Genomic DNA, 16,042 nt, shown 5'->3' on the forward strand with positions numbered 1-16,042 from the left:
CTGAACACATGTTTAGTGTCTTAAACATGCGTTCAGCCGACTTGACCGCGACCGCCCGAATACGTGACGCAGCCATTGCGCAGTTCGGCGAGCACGGATTCGGCGTCGGGTTGCGCACCATCGCCGAGGCAGCCGGAGTGAGCGCGGGCCTGGTCATCCATCACTTCGGCTCCAAAGAAGGCCTGCGTAAGGCCTGCGACGAATTTGTCGCTGAAGAGATCCGCAGCAGCAAGTCCGAGGCGATGAGGTCCAACGACCCCGCCACGTGGCTGGGACAGATGGCCGAGATCGAGTCCTACGCACCGTTGATGGCCTACCTGGTACGCACCATGCAATCCGGTGGCGAACTGGCAAAGATGCTGTGGCAAAACATGGCCGACAACGTAGAGAAGTACCTCGCCGAAGGTGTGCAGGCTGGCACCCTAAAGCCAAGTCGCGATCCACATGCCCGGGCCAAGTATCTGGCCATCACCGGCGGCGGCGGATTCCTGCTTTATCTGCAAATGCACGATACGCCAACCGATCTGCGCACAGTACTGCGTGACTATGCCCGTGACATGGTGTTGCCCGCCCTCGAGCTTTATTCCGATGGCCTGATGACCGACCACACCATGTACGAGGCATTTCTGGCCGAACACAACCGAGGAGATACCCATGCCAGTTGACAGCCAGACACCCATCGAAGTTCGTGGCCTCATCAAGAGCTTTGGCGCCACCCAAGCACTCGACGGCCTCGACCTGCAGGTACGCCAGGGCGAAGTGCACGGCTTTCTGGGCCCCAACGGCGCCGGCAAGTCGACAACCATCCGCATTCTGCTGGGCCTGGTCAAAGCCGACGGCGGCACCGTTCGGTTACTGGGCGGCGACCCGTGGACCGATGCCGTGCCACTGCATCGTCAAATTGCCTATGTACCAGGCGATGTCACTCTATGGCCAACATTGACCGGCGGCGAGACCATCGATCTGCTGGCGCGGATGCGCGGCGGCATCGACCCGGCCCTGCGCGCGGAGTTGATCGAGCGTTTCGAGTTCGACCCGAGCAAGAAGGTGCGGGCCTACTCCAAGGGTAATCGGCAGAAGGTGTCACTGATCTCAGCGTTCTCCTCCCGTGCCCGCCTGTTGCTGCTCGACGAACCCACCAGCGGATTGGATCCGTTGATGGAGAACGTGTTCCAGCAATGTGTCACCGAAGCCAAAAACCGGGGCGTGACGGTGTTGCTGTCCAGCCACATCCTGGCCGAGACGGAGGCGCTGTGCGAGCGAGTGACCATCATCCAGGCCGGTAGGACCGTGGAAAGCGGATCACTGCAATCCATGCGGCACCTCAGCCGTACCTCGATCAAGGCCGAAGTGATCGGTGATCCAGGTGATCTGGCCCGCATCAAGGGGGTCGAGGATGTCAGCGTCGAAGGCAACACGGTGCGCGCGCAGGTCGATGGCGAAAGCCTCGGTGAATTGATCCGGGTGCTCGGCGCCGCTGGGGTCCGTAGCCTGGTCAGCCAGCCGCCATCGTTGGAGGACCTGTTCCTGCGGCACTACAGCGTCAACGGTGCCGGCAAGCACGAACGCGCGGAGGTGCCGTCGCGATGACCACCACTGTTCTAGATCGTCCGAAAACAACTGCGCGGCAAGTACGTTCGAAGTTTACCGGCACTTTCGGGCTGCTGCGGCTTTACCTGCGCCGAGACCGGGTAGTGCTGCCGCTCTGGGTGCTGCTGCTGTCGGTGCCGTTGGCCAACGTCTACATCGGCAGCATCGACAAGGTCTACCCCACCGCGGCCGATCGGGCCGCTTTCGCGGCATCCATCGTGGCCAGCCCCGCCCAGCGGGCACTCTACGGCCCGATTTACAACGACGGCCTCGGCGCGGTAGGCATCTGGAAGGCCGGGATGTTCCACGTGCTGATCGCGGTCGCCGTCATCCTCACCGTGATCCGGCACACCCGCGCCGACGAGGAGACCGGCCGGGCCGAGTTGATCGACTCGACCGCGGTCGGCCGCTACGCCGGTTTGACCGCCGCACTGATGCTGTCCTTTGGCGCATCATTGGCCACCGGCGTAGTCGGTGCGGCCGGACTGCTCACCACCGACGTCGCACCGAGTGGATCACTTGCATTTGGAGCTGCCCTGGCGGGCTCCGGATTAGTGTTCACGGCACTGGCAGCGGTGGCGGCCCAGCTGTCACCGAGCGCGCGGGTGTGCCGCGGCTACGCGTTCGCCGCGTTGGGCACTGCGTTCACCCTGCGCGCGGTCGGCGACGCGGGATCTGGTGCGCTGTCCTGGCTTTCGCCGCTGGGATGGTCGCTGCAGGTGCGGCCCTACGCGGGCGAGCGCTGGTGGGTTCTGCTGCTGCACCTGGCTACCACGGTGATACTGACCGCCGTCGCCTACTGGCTGCTAGCCGGCCGCGACGTCGGCGCCGGACTGATCGCCGAACGCCCCGGTCGCAGCATCGCGGCCGCCTCACTGAGTGGCACCCTGGGCCTGGCGTGGCGCCTTGATCGGGGGACTGTGCTGGTGTGGACCATCGGTCTGAGCCTGTATGGCTTGCTGATCGGCAGCGTCACCCATGGCATCGGGGACGAACTGGGCAGTGGGTCGGCGCGCGACATCGTCGCGCGACTCGGCGGCACTGCCGCTCTCGAGCAAGGATTCATCACAGTCGGATTCGTGATGCTGGGCATGGTCGCGGCGGCGTTCGCCATCTCACTGTCACTGCGGCTGCACCAGGAAGAAGCCAGCGAGCGCGCCGAGACGTTATTGGCCGGCTCCGTCTCGCGTACCCGCTTGTTCACCAGTCATCTGGTGATGGCACTGGCCGGGTCGGCATCGGCCATACTGCTCGCTGGCCTGACCGCCGGACTGGCCTACGGTGCGGCGGCCGGGGATGTTGCCGGCCAGCTGCCCACCGTCCTGGGAACCGCGGCAGTTCAGGTGCCCGCGGTCTGGCTGCTGTCGGCGGTCGCTGTCGGATTGTTCGCTGTCGCACCTCGATTCACCCCCGCGGCCTGGGGAGTGTTGGTGGCGTTCGTCGCCCTGTACCTGCTGGGTTCGCTGTCGCGATTCCCGCAGTGGCTACTCGACCTGGAACCCTTCGCGCATACGCCGCGGGTGGGCACCGGCGACTTCACCGCCGTACCGCTACTGTGGCTGCTGGCCATCGACACGGTGCTGATCACGCTGGGCGCCTTGGCTTTCCGTCGCAGGGACCTGCGGTCATGAAAACGGCTCTGCGGGTGAGCGCCTCGATGTTGTACGGGCTAGCGCTGTACGGCGCGCTGGTGTTCATCCCCGCCGGCACGCTGCACTACTGGCAAGGCTGGGTATTTGTCGCCATCGCGATGGGCATGACCATTGCATCCACTGTGTTACTGGCCGTGGCCAATCCGGCGGCACTGCAGCGGCGTATGCGGGGCGGCCCGCGTGCCGAAAAGCGGGCCGTGCAGAAAATCCTCGTCACGGGCGTGTTCCTGTCCGCCATCGCGGTGATGGCGTTCAGCGCCTTCGACCACCGGATGCGCTGGTCGACGGTGCCCGCATGGGTCTGCGTGATCGGCGATGTGCTGGTGGCGCTCGGACTGGGTTTCGCCTCACTGGTGGTCATCCAGAACGCTTATGCCGCAGCCACAATCACCGTAGAGGAAGGGCAAACTTTGGCGACCGACGGCGTCTACAAGGTGGTCCGGCACCCGATGTACGCCGGAGCGATCGTGATGATGCTCGGCACAGCGTTAGCGCTCGGCTCCTATTGGGGGCTGCTGATCGTCGCCTTCGGCGTCCTGGTGTTCGTGTTGCGCATTCGCGACGAGGAGAACCTGCTCAACCAGGAACTGCGCGGATACCGCGACTACACGCAGCAGGTGCCATACCGCTTGGTGCCGCACATCTGGTAGCGACGCGCTTAAGGTATCTGGCGTGGCGCGCAATCTGGCACCTGCCCTAGACCGGCCCTGGATCCGTCCCGGCGCCCTGCGCTACGCGCGCGACCGGATCAGCGGCGTCGTCCGGCCTCGCATCTCAATCACCGAAGCCCCCGCGAGTATCGTCGTCGAGCGCGACGTCGAAGTTCCTACTCGCGATGGAACTCTACTGCGCATCAACGCTTTTCGGATGTCCGGCGATATCGCCCGGCCAGTGGTCCTTTGCATCCACCCCTACGGCAAGGACGAGCTTCCGCGTCGCAAACGCAAGCGGTGGACCTTCTCCCGGCAGTACCGCATGATCCGCCAGCCCCGCCAAGTGCAATTCTCGGCGTTGACCGGATGGGAAGCCCCGGACCCGGCGTACTGGACGGCGCAGGGCTTCGTGGTGGTCAACGCCGACGCCCGCGGTTGCGGCCGGTCCGACGGCACCGGCAATCTGCTGTCCCACCAGGAAGCCGAGGACACCTACGACCTGGTGCAATGGCTGGCCGATCAGCCCTGGAGTGATGGCAACGTCGTCATGCTGGGGGTGTCTTACCTGGCCATCTCCCAGTTCGCTGTCGCCGCGTTGCGGCCGCCAGCGCTGCGGGCCATCTGTCCGTGGGAAGGCTTCACCGATGCCTACCGCGACCTCACCTTTCCAGGCGGAATTCGGGAGACCGGCTTTACCACGCTATGGTCCCGCAACTTAGCCCGCAGCACCCGACAGAGCTACGTCCTGACCGAGGTACAGGCCAAACACCCACTGCGCGACGACTTCTGGCGTGCGCTGACGCCCGACCTTTCCGCGATCGAGGTCCCGATGCTGGTCTGCGGCAGCTTCTCGGACAACAACCTGCACAGTCGCGGATCTGTCCGAGCATTCACCCACACCGGCTCTACCCATGCCCGCCTCTACACACACCGCGGCGGCAAGTGGGCGGTGTTCTACTCCGCCGAAGCGCGAGCCGAACAGCTGAAGTTCTTCCGCGACGTGCTCGACGGCGCACCGGTGTCCCGCAGCGTCCGCTTGGAAGTGCGCGAGGACCGCGACACCATCGTCAGCGTGCGGGAGGAGCGGGAATGGCCGTTAGCGCGCACACTGTGGCGCCCGATGTACCTCGCCGGAGCCGGAGTGCTGGCCGCCGAGCCGCCCCAACACGCGGGTAGCATCACGTTCGAAACACATTCCCGCGCCGCGGTATTCAGTTGGACCGTACCGGAGGATGTCGAGCTCAGCGGCCCCATGGCGGCGAAGTTGTGGGTCCAGCTGGACGGCTGTGACGACGCCAATCTCTTTGTCGGCGTAGAGAAGTGGAGCGACGGACGCCACGTCGATTTCGAAGGGTCCTACGGCTACGGCCGCGACCGGGTGACCGCTGGATGGCAGCGGGTCTCGCTGCGCACCCTGGATCCCAAGCTGTCCCAGCCGTGGGAACCAGTCCCGGCCTGCGACCGGCCGGCACCGGTGCCACCTGGCGAGGTGACGGAAGTGGAAGTGGCGCTGGGTCCGTCGGCAACGCTGTTCCGGGCCGGCGAGCAATTGCGCCTCGTGGTTGCCGGGCGCTGGCTATCCCCGCGCAACCCGCTGACCGGTCAATTCCCGGCGTCCTACGCCGATCCGCCGCGCGGTTTAGTGACGCTGCGCTGGGGCCCGCGCTACAACGCGCACCTACTGATCCCGGTGATCCCCTAGGCGGCGGGCAGCCTCAGACCCAGACGCCCTTACCCACCGCGACCACCCCGCCGGCGCTGATCGCGAAGCGTTCCCGGTCCTTTTCCAAATCCACGCCGACCATCTCCCCCGGGCCGACGACGACGTTCTTGTCCAGAATCGCGTGCCGCACCACCGCGCCGCGGCCCACCCGTGCGCCCGGCATGACCACACTGCCTTCCACGATCGCACCGTCGTCCACCACGACGTTGGACGACAGCACCGAATTACGCACCGATGCCGCCGAGATGATGCTGCCGGCACCGACGACCGATTCCTGGGCCGAGCCGCCGTTGACGAACTTGGCTGGCGCCAGGTTTTCGGTGGCGCCCAGGATCGGCCAGCGCCGGTTGTACAAGTTGAACACTGGGTGTACCGAGACCAGGTCCATATGGGCGTCGTAGAACGCGTCGAGCGTCCCGACGTCACGCCAATACGCGCGGTCCCGCTCGGTGGCGCCCGGTACCTCATTGTCGCCGAAGTCGTACACCGCGGCTCTGCCATCCTCCACCAGCTGCGGGATGATGTCGCCGCCCATGTCGTGGTCGGAGTGATCGTTGTCGGCGTCGGCGCGGATGGCGTCGATCAGCACCTTGGTGGTGAAGATGTAGTTGCCCATTGACACGAAGGTGGTGTCGGGGTCGTCGGGGGTGCCGGGCGGGTTCATCGGCTTTTCGACGAAGTTGCGGATCCGCCCCGACTCGTCGGCGTCGATGCAGCCGAACGCGCTCGCTTCGCTGCGGGGTACCCGGATGCCGGCCACTGTCGCGCCGGCGCCGCTGTCAATGTGAAAGCGCACCATCTGCTCGGGGTCCATCCGATAGACGTGGTCGGCGCCGAAAACAACGATGTAGTCCGGATCTTCGTCGTAGATGAGGTTAAGCGACTGGTAGATCGCGTCCGCTGAGCCCGTATACCAGCGCGGGCCGAGGCGCTGCTGGGCCGGGACGGGAGTGATGTACTCGCCGGCCAAGCCGGACAACCGCCAGTTCTGCGAGATATGCCGGTCCAGTGAGTGCGACTTGTACTGGGTGAGAACGCAAATCCTCAGGTAGCGGGCATTGACGAGGTTTGAGAGCACAAAGTCGATCAGCCGATATCCGCCGCCGAAGGGAACCGCGGGCTTGGCACGGTCGGCGGTCAAGGGATACAGCCGTTTGCCCTCACCGCCGGCCAGCACGATGCCCAGCACGTGGTGCGCGTCCCTCATGTGCTCAAACCTATCGGCAGCCGCACGCGGTTGCCACCGCTAGGCCTCTGATTGGCGGTAACGCGGACGGGCTGTCGGTCAAGGTATTTGGCCCAACGGTCCGGCTCCTCACCAGCCCGACATGCGGGCTGCCTCGTCGCCGAACTACGGTGCGGGTATGCGGGTGGCGATGATGACTCGGGAATACCCTCCCGAGGTTTACGGCGGAGCCGGTGTCCACGTCACCGAACTGGTATCCCAGCTGCGCAAGCTGTGCGCGGTCGACGTCCACTGCATGGGCGTACCCCGTCCCGGTGCAATCACCCATCAGCCCGACCCACGGCTGCGCAGCGCCAACACGGCGCTCTCGACACTGTCCACGGACCTGGTGATGGCCGACGCCGCCAGCGCGGCCACCGTCGTGCACTCACACACCTGGTACACCGGCATGGCCGGGCATCTGGCCAAGCTGCTCTACGGTGTCCCGCACGTGCTGACCGCGCATTCGCTCGAGCCGATGCGGCCGTGGAAGGCAGAGCAGCTCGGCGGCGGCTACCAGGTGTCCTCGTGGGTCGAGCACACCGCGGTACTCGCCGCCGACGCGGTGATCGCGGTCAGCTCCGGCATGCGCGACGACATCCTGCGGGTATACCCCACCCTGGACCCCAATCTGGTTCATGTGATCCGCAACGGCATCGACACCAACACCTGGCACCCCGCTGGCGCCGTGCGCACCGGGTCCGTACTGCAAGCGCTTGGCGTTGACCCCACCCGGCCCATCGTCGCATTCGTCGGGCGCATCACCCGGCAAAAGGGCGTCTCTCACCTGGTCGCGGCCGCACACCAGTTCAACCCGGACATTCAGCTGGTGTTGTGCGCCGGCGCGCCCGACACCCTGGAGATCGCCGAGGAAGTGCGCTCCGCGGTGGCCAAGCTCGAACGCGCCCGCACCGGGGTGTTCTGGGTCCGCGACATGCTCCACAAGACACAACTACGCGAAATACTCTCCGCAGCAACGGTGTTCATCTGCCCATCGATTTACGAGCCGTTGGGCATCGTCAACCTCGAGGCGATGGCCTGCAGTACCGCCGTTGTGGCCTCCGATGTCGGCGGCATCCCCGAAGTGGTCGTCGACGGGGTCACCGGCTCGCTGGTGCACTACGACGCCGAGTTCCCGGACGCGTTCGAGGCGAGACTGGCCGAGGCGGTCAATGCGCTCGTCGCCGACCCCGTTAAAGCGCACCAGTACGGCCGCGCAGGACGTCAACGCTGTATCGATGAATTTTCTTGGGCACACATCGCCGAGCAGACGCTGGACATCTACCGGAAAGTGTGTGAATAGCAGCTCCGTGACCCAGGGTCCGGTTTAGCTGGTTACGCCTTTGAGCTCGTCGCCCAGCGCGGCGGCTTCGTCAGGAGTCAACTCGACCACCAGACGACCACCACCTTCGAGTGGTACTCGCATCACGATGCCGCGCCCCTCCTTAGTTGCTTCGAGTGGACCGTCGCCGGTCCGGGGCTTCATCGCCGCCATCGAGTGCTCCCTCCAGATTCGATCTGGCCCGCGTCCGCGGACCTGGTCGGCGCCGAGCATGCCCCGCCAGTGAATTTCCAGCCATACCCGACTTTGAACTGCCAAATCACCCCCCCATTGTTCCCTATCCCAGGCACTAGGTGCACAAAGACCCGCATCTAGTGCCAACTGAGGTTGTCAATTCTCGGTAGGTCGCACCCAACAGGCGCGGATGTGGTCGTCGACCATGCCCGTCGCCTGCATCAGCGCGTACGCCGTGGTGGGTCCGACGAAGCGGAACCCGCGGCGTTTGAGCTCACGCGCCATCGCCTTTGATTCCGCGCTCGCCGAGGGGATTTCGGTCAGGTCGACGAACCGGGGCCGCGGCTCCGGCGCGAACGACCACAGCAAGTCGGACAGGTCGTGCGGCGACCCCAGTTCGACGGCGGCACGCGCATTGGCAATCGTGGCCTCGATCTTGGCCCGGTTGCGCACGATCGACGCATCGGCCATGAGGCGCTGCACATCGACATCTGTGAATCGGGCGAGCCGCTCGACGTCGAACCCGTTGAAGGCGCGCCGGAAGTCAGGCCGTTTGCGCAGGATAATCAGCCAGGACAGACCGCTCTGAAATGCTTCCAGGCTCATCCGTTCGAACAGCGCCACCCCGTCGGTTACCGGGCGGCCCCACTCGTAATCGTGATAGTCGCGGTAGAGCTCGGCATCGGGCCCGGGCCGCACTTCGGCCCAGCCGCAGCGAACTCGTCCGTTCTCGGTCACGTCGGGCCCGCGCGCTCGGCGTCAACGGGATCGACCCCAGGTTCGGCCACCGGCACTTCGGCCGGCGTCTCGCTTCCGGATGCTTGCAGAGCGGCGATCTGCCCGCGCAGTATCTCGACTTCGCGTGCCAGCCGGTCCAGCACCCAGTCCACCTCGCTGGTCTTATAACCACGCATGACCTGGGTGAACTTGACGGCGTCGATGTCGGCGCCGGTGACACCGAACGCCGGCAGCACGGTCGCCGTCGTCGCGCGCGGCAGCGGCGGCAATGGTTCACCACGCCCGAACAGCAGGCTCGCCGCGCCGAACAACACGATCGCCACCAGGACCAGCACCACCAGGTATAGCAACACCAACGCCACGAGAGCGATCTTGCCCTACCGCACCGACAAGCCAGTTGCGGGCTTAACGCGGCCGCAAGGCGTTCATCGGAGGCCGGTCGGCCAGCGACACCGGCCAGGTGTGCTGGGTGTATTCCTCCGAGTCGGGGCCGACGGGAAAGAACTGGGTCAGTCCCATCCCGGAGTCGGGAATCCCACACCGCGACAGCAGGGTGGCAATCACCTGGCGGCTCATCGCGCCCAGCTCCTCGATCGGGCGGTTGCGGTGTTGCCGCACACCTAGGTTGACCTGCGCGATCGCGTCCAGACCCAGGCGGTCGAAGGTGTCCACCAGCAGGCCAATCTCCACGCCGTAGCCCGGCGCGAATGGCAGCGATGTCAGCAACTCCCGGCTGGCCGCGTACTCCCCGCCCAGCGGCTGCAGCACACAGCCCAGCTCCGGGCGTAACGCCGCCAACAGCGGCCGCGCCACGAGTTCGGTGACCCGTCCCCCGCCGGTGGCGTTGCCGTTGGTGTCACCGGAATTCAATGGCCGCCGGTAAAAGCCCTTGACCAGGTGAATACCTGTGCCGGTGAGCATCGGACCAACCAAATACGGCACAAACATGGGGTGCGGGTTGACCAGGTCGGAGTCGACGAACACCACGATGTCGCCGCTGGTGGCCGCCAGCGAACGCCAAAGCGCCTCGCCCTTGCCGGGCCGGGTGGGCAGTTCGGGCAGCGCCTGCTCGCGGCTGACCACCCGGGCACCCGCGGCGATAGCACGGATCTCGGTGTCGTCGGTGGACCCCGAATCCAGCACGATCAGCTCGTCGACCAGCCCGCCTTGGCCCCCAACCAGCGGCGAGATGCTGTCGATGACCGATTCGATCGTCTCTTCCTCGTCGAGGGCCGGCAACACCACCGAGATGGTCCGCCCACCCTTGGCGGCGACGAGTTCGCTGATCGTCCAGCGTGGGCGGTTCCAGCTGCGGTCCGCTAGCCAGGTGTCCCCGGGCCGCGCCGCGAGCCTGGCGAGATCCAGCTCCGAAGCCGTCATGCCAGTCCTCTCACCGTCCGCGCCGGGGCGCGGGCGCCCTGGATCGAAGCCACCATCTCCAGCACCCGCCTGGTGGCCGCGACCTGGTGGACCCGGAACATACGTGCTCCGGCGGCCGCTGCCAGCGCGGTGGCCGCCAGAGTGCCCTCCAGCCGTTCGCTCACGTCCACACCCAGAGTCTCCCCGACGAAGTCCTTGTTGCTCAACGCCATGAGCACCGGCCACCCGGTGTCGACAAGCTCGGACACGTGCCGCAACAGGATGAGGCCGTGAAACGTGTTCTTGCCGAAGTCGTGGGTGGGGTCGATCAGTATCCGGTCGCGGGCCACTCCGACCGCGACGGCCCGCTCGGCGGCGGCTGTGACCTGGCGAATCACGTCGTCCACCACGCCGCGGGTAGTCGTACCGTAACTCACCCGGAAGGGTCGCGTCCTGGGCGCGGCGCCGCCGGTGTGCGAACAGACCAAACCGGCGCCGAATTCCGCCGCCACCTCAGGTAGCTGGGTGTCGACACCGGCCCAGGTGTCGTTGACAATGTCGGCGCCCGCGGTACAAGCCAGGCGGGCCACCTCCGAGCGCCAGGTGTCGACGCTGATCAGCTGGTCTGGATAGGCGTCGCGGAGCCATTCGATGAATGGCACCAGCCGCGCGATTTCGGTGTCCGCGTCTACGGACTCCCCGGGGCCAGCCTTGACCCCGCCCACGTCGATGACATCGGCGCCCTCGGTGACGGCGCGATGCACCGCCGCCTGGGCGGCATCGTCGCTGAACGTCGCACCCTTGTCGTAGAAGGAGTCCGGGGTGCGGTTGATAATCGCCATGATCAGGGCGCGGTCGGCCGCTACTGGGCGCCCGCACAGGGTCGATTGCACGTTCCCATAGTGCCCGTTGCGCCAATTTCGCCGCACGGGACTACACGGGCCTCGACGGGCTGGCCCGCGGCGCAGCGACCGCAGCGCGCCTTTGGGGCCGCACTTACGAAATGGCAATTCAGCCCTGCGGCCGCTTCCCCGCCGCTACCTCGCCGGGATATTCGTCGTAGAACGGCACATAACCGTCTTTGCGCCCAGCCAGCACGTAGATCGGGTCGTCAATCTGCGGACCGTAGCCCTGCTTGCGCAACTCCACTTTGCGGCTCTTGAACGTAGACGTGTGCTCCAGCGACTTCACTACCCGCACGAACAGCGGCAGCGCATAGGAAGGCAGCTGGTCGTAGACGGCACGTGCCAGGGCGCTGCCGTCGAACTCCGCGCCTTCTCGTAGCTTGATCGCCGCCATACCGGCTCGGCCGCCTGTGTCGGGTACCTCCACCCCGAAGACGGTGCATTCCTCGACTTGCGGGTCGGACGACACCGCGCCCTCGACCTGCGTCGTGGCCACGTTCTCACCCTTCCAGCGGAACGTGTCGCCAAGCCGGTCGACGAACGCGGCGTGGAACAGGCCCTGCGGGTTCATCACATCACCCGTGTTGAACCAGGTGTCACCCTCCTTGAAGGCGTTGCGCACCAGTTTCTTCTCGGTCGCCGATTTGTCGGTGTAGCCGTCGAACGGCTGCAGCCGGTTCACCGGGCTCAGCAGCAGGCCCGGTTCCCCGGCGGGCACGCGTCGCACCCGGCCGGCGTGGTCGCGCACCGGTTCGCCGGTGTCGGGGTCGTATTCGACGTAGGCCAGCGGCATCGGCGAGATACCGGTGCTGCGCGGCACATTGAACACGTTGATGAATGCGGTGGTGCCCTCGCTGGCGGCGTAAAACTCGCAGACCCGCGGGATCCCGAAGCGGTCGGTGAATTCGTCCCAGATCTCCGGACGCAGCCCGTTGCCCGCGATCACGCGCACGTCGTGCGCCCGGTCTGTCGGCTTGGCCGGCTGGTTGAGCAGATAGCGGCAGAGCTCACCGATGTAGATGAAGGCGGTGGCCTCGGCGGCGATCACCTCGTCCCAGAACCGCGACGCCGAGAACGACTTGCCCAGCGCCAGCGTCGCCCCGCTGTTGATCACCGATGACACCGCAACCGTCAGCGCGTTGTTGTGATAAAGCGGCAGGCAGCTGTACAGGGTGTCGGAGGACTTCAGTCGCAGTCCCAGCCCACCGAACGCACCCAGCGCCTTCAGCCACCTGTAGTGCGTCATTACGCTGGCCTTCGGGTAGCCGGTGGTGCCCGAGGTGAAGATGTAGAACGCGGTGTCCTTGGCGCGCACCGCCGACGCCGACGCCGGGTTAGTGGCGGGTGCGGTGGTGGCGAACCGCTCCAGATCCTCGATGGTCAGCACTTCGCCGGCCTGCGAACCTGCCGCGGCGCCGGAGTCGCTGATGGCACTGACCAGATCGGACTCGGCAATGAGCACCTTGCAGTTCAGCAGGCCCAAACTGTGCGCGAGCACGTCGCCGCGCTGGTGGTAGTTGATCATCCCGGCGATCGCACCGCACTTGACCACCGCCAGCATCGTGAGCACGGCGTTGGGCGAGTTGCGCAGCATGACGCCGACGACGTCGCCGGGTCCTACCCCGCGGGCGGCCAAGACGGCGGCGTACCGGTTGGCGGTCGCGTTGGCTTCCCGGTAGGTCAGCTGCCGGTCCGCGAACTTCAGGAAGACCCGGTCGGCGTAGCGCGCAGCGCGGTCTTGAAATACCGAACCGATCGACGTCTTGGAACTCGGCCGGGCCAGCAGACCGGTCTGCAGGCCGCGCACGATCGACGGCGCATCGGCGACCAGGCCGGGCACGCGGACGGCGAGGTCGGTGAGTTTGATCCGTGCGCGAGCGCCGCCGTCGTGGTCAGCCACGTAGTCCCTCGATTCCGTTGCACGGCGCGCTGCACCGCTTAGCCGGGGGCGCACGCCTGTAGCGCCTCGCTGACCTTATCGACCACCACCAGACGATCGACCGCGGCCTGGGAGATGTAGCCGCTATCGAGCAACTGGTAGATCCAGGCCCGCACAGGTTCGTAGTGCCCCCACGGATCCAGTATCACGATGGGTTTGTCGTGCACGCCGAGATATCCCTCGGTCCAGGCGCTCAGCAGCTCGTCCAGGGTGCCGATGCCGCCCGGCAGCGCGATGAAGGCGTCGGCGCGGTGCTCCATGACCTGCTTGCGCTCGCGCAAGGTGTCGGTGACGATCAGCTCGTCGGCCTGCCGATCGGCGAGTTCGCGGTCCAGCAGCATCGTCGGGATCACTCCCACGGTCCAGCCACCGGCTTCGCGCGCCGCCTCGGCGATGGCACCCATCGCCGACACGTTGCCGCCGCCCCACACCAGGGTCCAGCCGCGTTCGGCTATCGCCCTTCCGACCGCGGCGGCGAGTTCGAGCAGTTCGGGGTCTGTCGGCGTGGCGGCGCAGTACACGGCCACCGCCCGCTGGTCCGTCGGGGGCATACCCGAAACCTAAACCACACCTGAGCATCCCGCGCAGCCACCGCTGGCCATAGAGTCAATCCGTGCCGATTCGCTGGAACGTCCCCCAACACACGGCGGCGTTGGAGCGGTTGGATGTCGCGCTGAATCAGTCGGGTGGCGCGGTGGTGCTCGGGCCTGATGGAGTTGGCAAGTCGACGCTGGCCCGGTTGGCGGCCGAACAGTATGTCCGCGAGCACCCCGGCACGCTGACTCGGTGGGTAGTCGGTACTCCGACGGAGCAGGTGGTGCCGTTCGGAGCGTTCGGGCACCTGATCGAGGTCGCCGAGATTGGCAAGCCCGCAGCACTGTTGCGAACCGCGCGAATGTCGTTGACCCGCGTCGCCCAACAGGGCGACCTGTTGCTCATCGTCGACGAGGCTCACGACCTGGACATCCTGTCAGCCACGCTGGTCTACCAGATGGCCCGCACCGGAGCCGCCCACATGCTGGTCACCGCGCGCGCCGATGCGGCCGGGCAGGCTATCGCGGCCTTATGGACCGACGGCCTGCTGGACCGCATCGAGATCGAGCCGCCGGCCGGGGCGACCACGGCGGCGCAGGTCGACGAGTTCCTGGCCGAGTTGCCGCCGCCCGCGCGGGCGGTGCTGGACTATCTGGCGCTCGCCGAGCCGCTTACGGTGGCTGACCTCACCGAGCTGGCCGGCGAAGGCGCGGTCGATCAGGCCGAGGAGCTGGGAGCGGCCGAGACCCGGGTGCGCAACGACGACGAGCCGGTGGTGTACACCGCGCACCCGCTGTTCGCCGAACGCGCGCGGGCGGCCCTCGGGGACGACGGCGCCCGACGCCGACGCACCGAGTTGGTCGAGCTGCTTTCCCGGCATCCCGGTGAACATCCCAGTGATCGGCTGCGACTGGCGTCGCTGGCGCTGGACAGCGACGCGTTGCAACCGGCCGATGAGGTCGCTGCCGCGGCGCAGCAGGCGCTGCGGCTCGGTGACTTGTCGCTTGCGCAGCGGCTGGCGCGCGCAGCGCTGGACCGTTCCGGTGCTCTGGAGCCCCGTCTGGTGCTGGGTCAAGCACTCGGTTGGCAGGGACGCGGCCGCGAGGCGGGGCAGATATTCGCGGCGGTGGATCCGAGGGGTTTGTCGGAGGCTGAGCTGATCGGCTGGGCGGTGCCACGGGCTGCCAACCAGTTCTGGATGCTGGGCGAGCCGGAGAAGGCGACAGCGTTTTTGCAGACCACTCGCTCCCGGGTTGAAGAACCGGTGGCGCAGACCGTGCTCGACGGCCTCACCGCCACGTTCGCGATGAACTCCGGCAACCTGCAGCGGGCCATCGCGTTGTCCACCGAGGTGTTGTCGGCGTCATCGGCCAGCGACACAGCGGTGGCGTGGGCAGCCAGCGCAGCCGCGTTGTCGTCGGCGCGAATGGGCCGCTTCGACGATGTGGAGCGACTGGCCGAAAAGGCCTCAGCTGCAGAGCATCCCGGGCTGTTGCGATTTACGGTCGGGTTGGGTCAGATTACGTCGCTGGTGATGGCGGGCCGGATCCAGCAGGCTGCGGTGCTGGCCCAGGAGTTCACCGATTTCGCCGAGTTGCAGCAGCCCGGGCGGGCCATCGGCGAGGTGCTGCTTGCCTATGTCTTAAATGTTAAGGGCGAATTCGCAACTGCGGCAGCATTGTTGGAACCCGCAGCTGCCGAGCTGGAACGCACCGGCTATTCGTGGGGTCCGCTGTCGTTGATGTTGTTGGCGACGGCCATCGCGCGGCAGGGGGACATTCCCGGCTCGGCAAAAGCGTTGCGGCGAGCGGAGACTCGGCATGGGACCAAGTCGGCGTTGTTCGCGCCGGAGCTTGGCATGGCGCGGGCCTGGACAAGGCTGACTGCGCGGGATGCGGCTGGCGCCGTGGCGGCGGCGCGGGATGCGGCGCGAATGGCCGAGCGCGCCGGGCAATCGGCGGTGGCGGTGCTGGCCTGGCACGACGCCGTGCGACTCGGCGAAGTGCGAGCGGTGGATCCGTTGAGTCGCCTGACCGCCGAAATCGATTGCCCGGTAGGGCATCTTGCACTTCGGCATGCTCGGGCGCTGGCCGCTCGCGATGCGGCGGGGTTGACGGCGGTGGCCGAAGAGCTGGCAGCGGCCGGCATGGGCGCGGCAGCTGCCGACGCCACCGCGCAAAGCCGCGGCCGCGGGGTCTGACAACCCTG

General features: G+C 66.6%; 15 protein-coding genes. 7 read left to right on the top strand and 8 right to left on the bottom strand.

The annotated features are described in order from the left end of the window. Positions 1-26 precede the first annotated feature (26 nt). The 5 genes from H0P51_RS21350 to H0P51_RS21370 are packed head-to-tail and all read left to right on the top strand — an operon-like array spanning position 27 to position 5,597. A complete protein-coding gene (locus tag H0P51_RS21350) occupies positions 27-665 on the top strand; it encodes a TetR/AcrR family transcriptional regulator (protein ID WP_180914861.1) in 639 nt (212 codons plus the stop codon). After that, positions 655-1,590 carry an ABC transporter ATP-binding protein gene (locus H0P51_RS21355; protein ID WP_180914862.1) on the top strand — a complete coding sequence of 312 codons (936 nt, stop codon included), beginning with the start codon at positions 655-657 and terminating at the stop codon, positions 1,588-1,590. Before H0P51_RS21350 ends, H0P51_RS21355 begins: the two co-directional genes overlap by 11 nt. Then, positions 1,587-3,221 (top strand): ABC transporter permease, encoded by a 1,635-nt coding sequence (locus tag H0P51_RS21360; protein ID WP_180914863.1) that lies wholly within the window; start codon positions 1,587-1,589, stop codon positions 3,219-3,221. Before H0P51_RS21355 ends, H0P51_RS21360 begins: the two co-directional genes overlap by 4 nt. Next, positions 3,218-3,892 (top strand): methyltransferase family protein, encoded by a 675-nt coding sequence (locus H0P51_RS21365; protein ID WP_180914864.1) that lies wholly within the window; start codon positions 3,218-3,220, stop codon positions 3,890-3,892. The genes H0P51_RS21360 and H0P51_RS21365 overlap by 4 nt, the downstream gene beginning before the upstream one ends. Positions 3,893-3,914: 22 nt before the next feature. Beyond that, positions 3,915-5,597: a CocE/NonD family hydrolase gene (locus H0P51_RS21370; protein ID WP_180914865.1), complete on the top strand. Its 1,683-nt coding sequence runs from the start codon at positions 3,915-3,917 to the stop codon at positions 5,595-5,597. 13 nt (positions 5,598-5,610) lie between these two features. On the opposite strand, the gene glgC is transcribed toward H0P51_RS21370, so the two are convergent. After that, positions 5,611-6,825 (bottom strand): glucose-1-phosphate adenylyltransferase, encoded by a 1,215-nt coding sequence (gene glgC / locus H0P51_RS21375; protein ID WP_180914866.1) that lies wholly within the window; start codon positions 6,823-6,825, stop codon positions 5,611-5,613. Positions 6,826-6,982: 157 nt separating this feature from the next. Here glgC and glgA point away from each other — a divergent pair, with 157 nt between their 5' ends. Then, positions 6,983-8,146 carry a glycogen synthase gene (gene glgA, locus H0P51_RS21380; protein ID WP_180914867.1) on the top strand — a complete coding sequence of 388 codons (1,164 nt, stop codon included), beginning with the start codon at positions 6,983-6,985 and terminating at the stop codon, positions 8,144-8,146. Positions 8,147-8,170: 24 nt separating this feature from the next. On the opposite strand, the gene H0P51_RS21385 is transcribed toward glgA, so the two are convergent. From H0P51_RS21385 to H0P51_RS21415, 7 genes are all read right to left on the bottom strand, one after another. Further along, positions 8,171-8,338, bottom strand: a complete 168-nt coding sequence (locus H0P51_RS21385; protein WP_003406247.1) for a DUF3117 domain-containing protein — start codon at positions 8,336-8,338, stop codon at positions 8,171-8,173. Between the two features lie 177 nt (positions 8,339-8,515). Then, the gene (locus H0P51_RS21390; RefSeq protein ID WP_180914868.1) at positions 8,516-9,097 is read right to left on the bottom strand and encodes a DNA-3-methyladenine glycosylase I; all 582 of its coding nucleotides are present in this window, start codon (positions 9,095-9,097) and stop codon (positions 8,516-8,518) included. Next, positions 9,094-9,459 carry a DivIVA domain-containing protein gene (locus H0P51_RS21395; RefSeq protein WP_180914869.1) on the bottom strand — a complete coding sequence of 122 codons (366 nt, stop codon included), beginning with the start codon at positions 9,457-9,459 and terminating at the stop codon, positions 9,094-9,096. Before H0P51_RS21395 ends, H0P51_RS21390 begins: the two co-directional genes overlap by 4 nt. Before the next feature lie 43 nt (positions 9,460-9,502). Next, positions 9,503-10,477, bottom strand: a complete 975-nt coding sequence (locus H0P51_RS21400) for a glucosyl-3-phosphoglycerate synthase (protein WP_180914870.1) — start codon at positions 10,475-10,477, stop codon at positions 9,503-9,505. Beyond that, entirely contained in the window at positions 10,474-11,298 is an 825-nt protein-coding gene (gene folP / locus H0P51_RS21405; protein ID WP_180919138.1) for a dihydropteroate synthase, read from the bottom strand. The genes H0P51_RS21400 and folP overlap by 4 nt, the downstream gene beginning before the upstream one ends. 169 nt (positions 11,299-11,467) lie before the next feature. Next, positions 11,468-13,261 carry a long-chain-acyl-CoA synthetase FadD6 gene (gene fadD6, locus H0P51_RS21410; protein WP_180914871.1) on the bottom strand — a complete coding sequence of 598 codons (1,794 nt, stop codon included), beginning with the start codon at positions 13,259-13,261 and terminating at the stop codon, positions 11,468-11,470. Positions 13,262-13,299: 38 nt separating this feature from the next. Next, on the bottom strand, positions 13,300-13,851 hold the full coding sequence (locus H0P51_RS21415; RefSeq protein WP_180914872.1) for an LOG family protein: 552 nt from the start codon (positions 13,849-13,851) through the stop codon (positions 13,300-13,302). Between the two features lie 62 nt (positions 13,852-13,913). On the opposite strand from H0P51_RS21415, the gene H0P51_RS21420 reads away from it, so the two are divergent. Then, the gene (locus H0P51_RS21420; protein WP_180914873.1) at positions 13,914-16,034 is read left to right on the top strand and encodes an ATP-binding protein; all 2,121 of its coding nucleotides are present in this window, start codon (positions 13,914-13,916) and stop codon (positions 16,032-16,034) included. Positions 16,035-16,042 lie beyond the last annotated feature (8 nt).

Source organism: Mycobacterium vicinigordonae (assembly GCF_013466425.1).
Lineage (GTDB): Bacteria > Actinomycetota > Actinomycetes > Mycobacteriales > Mycobacteriaceae > Mycobacterium > Mycobacterium vicinigordonae.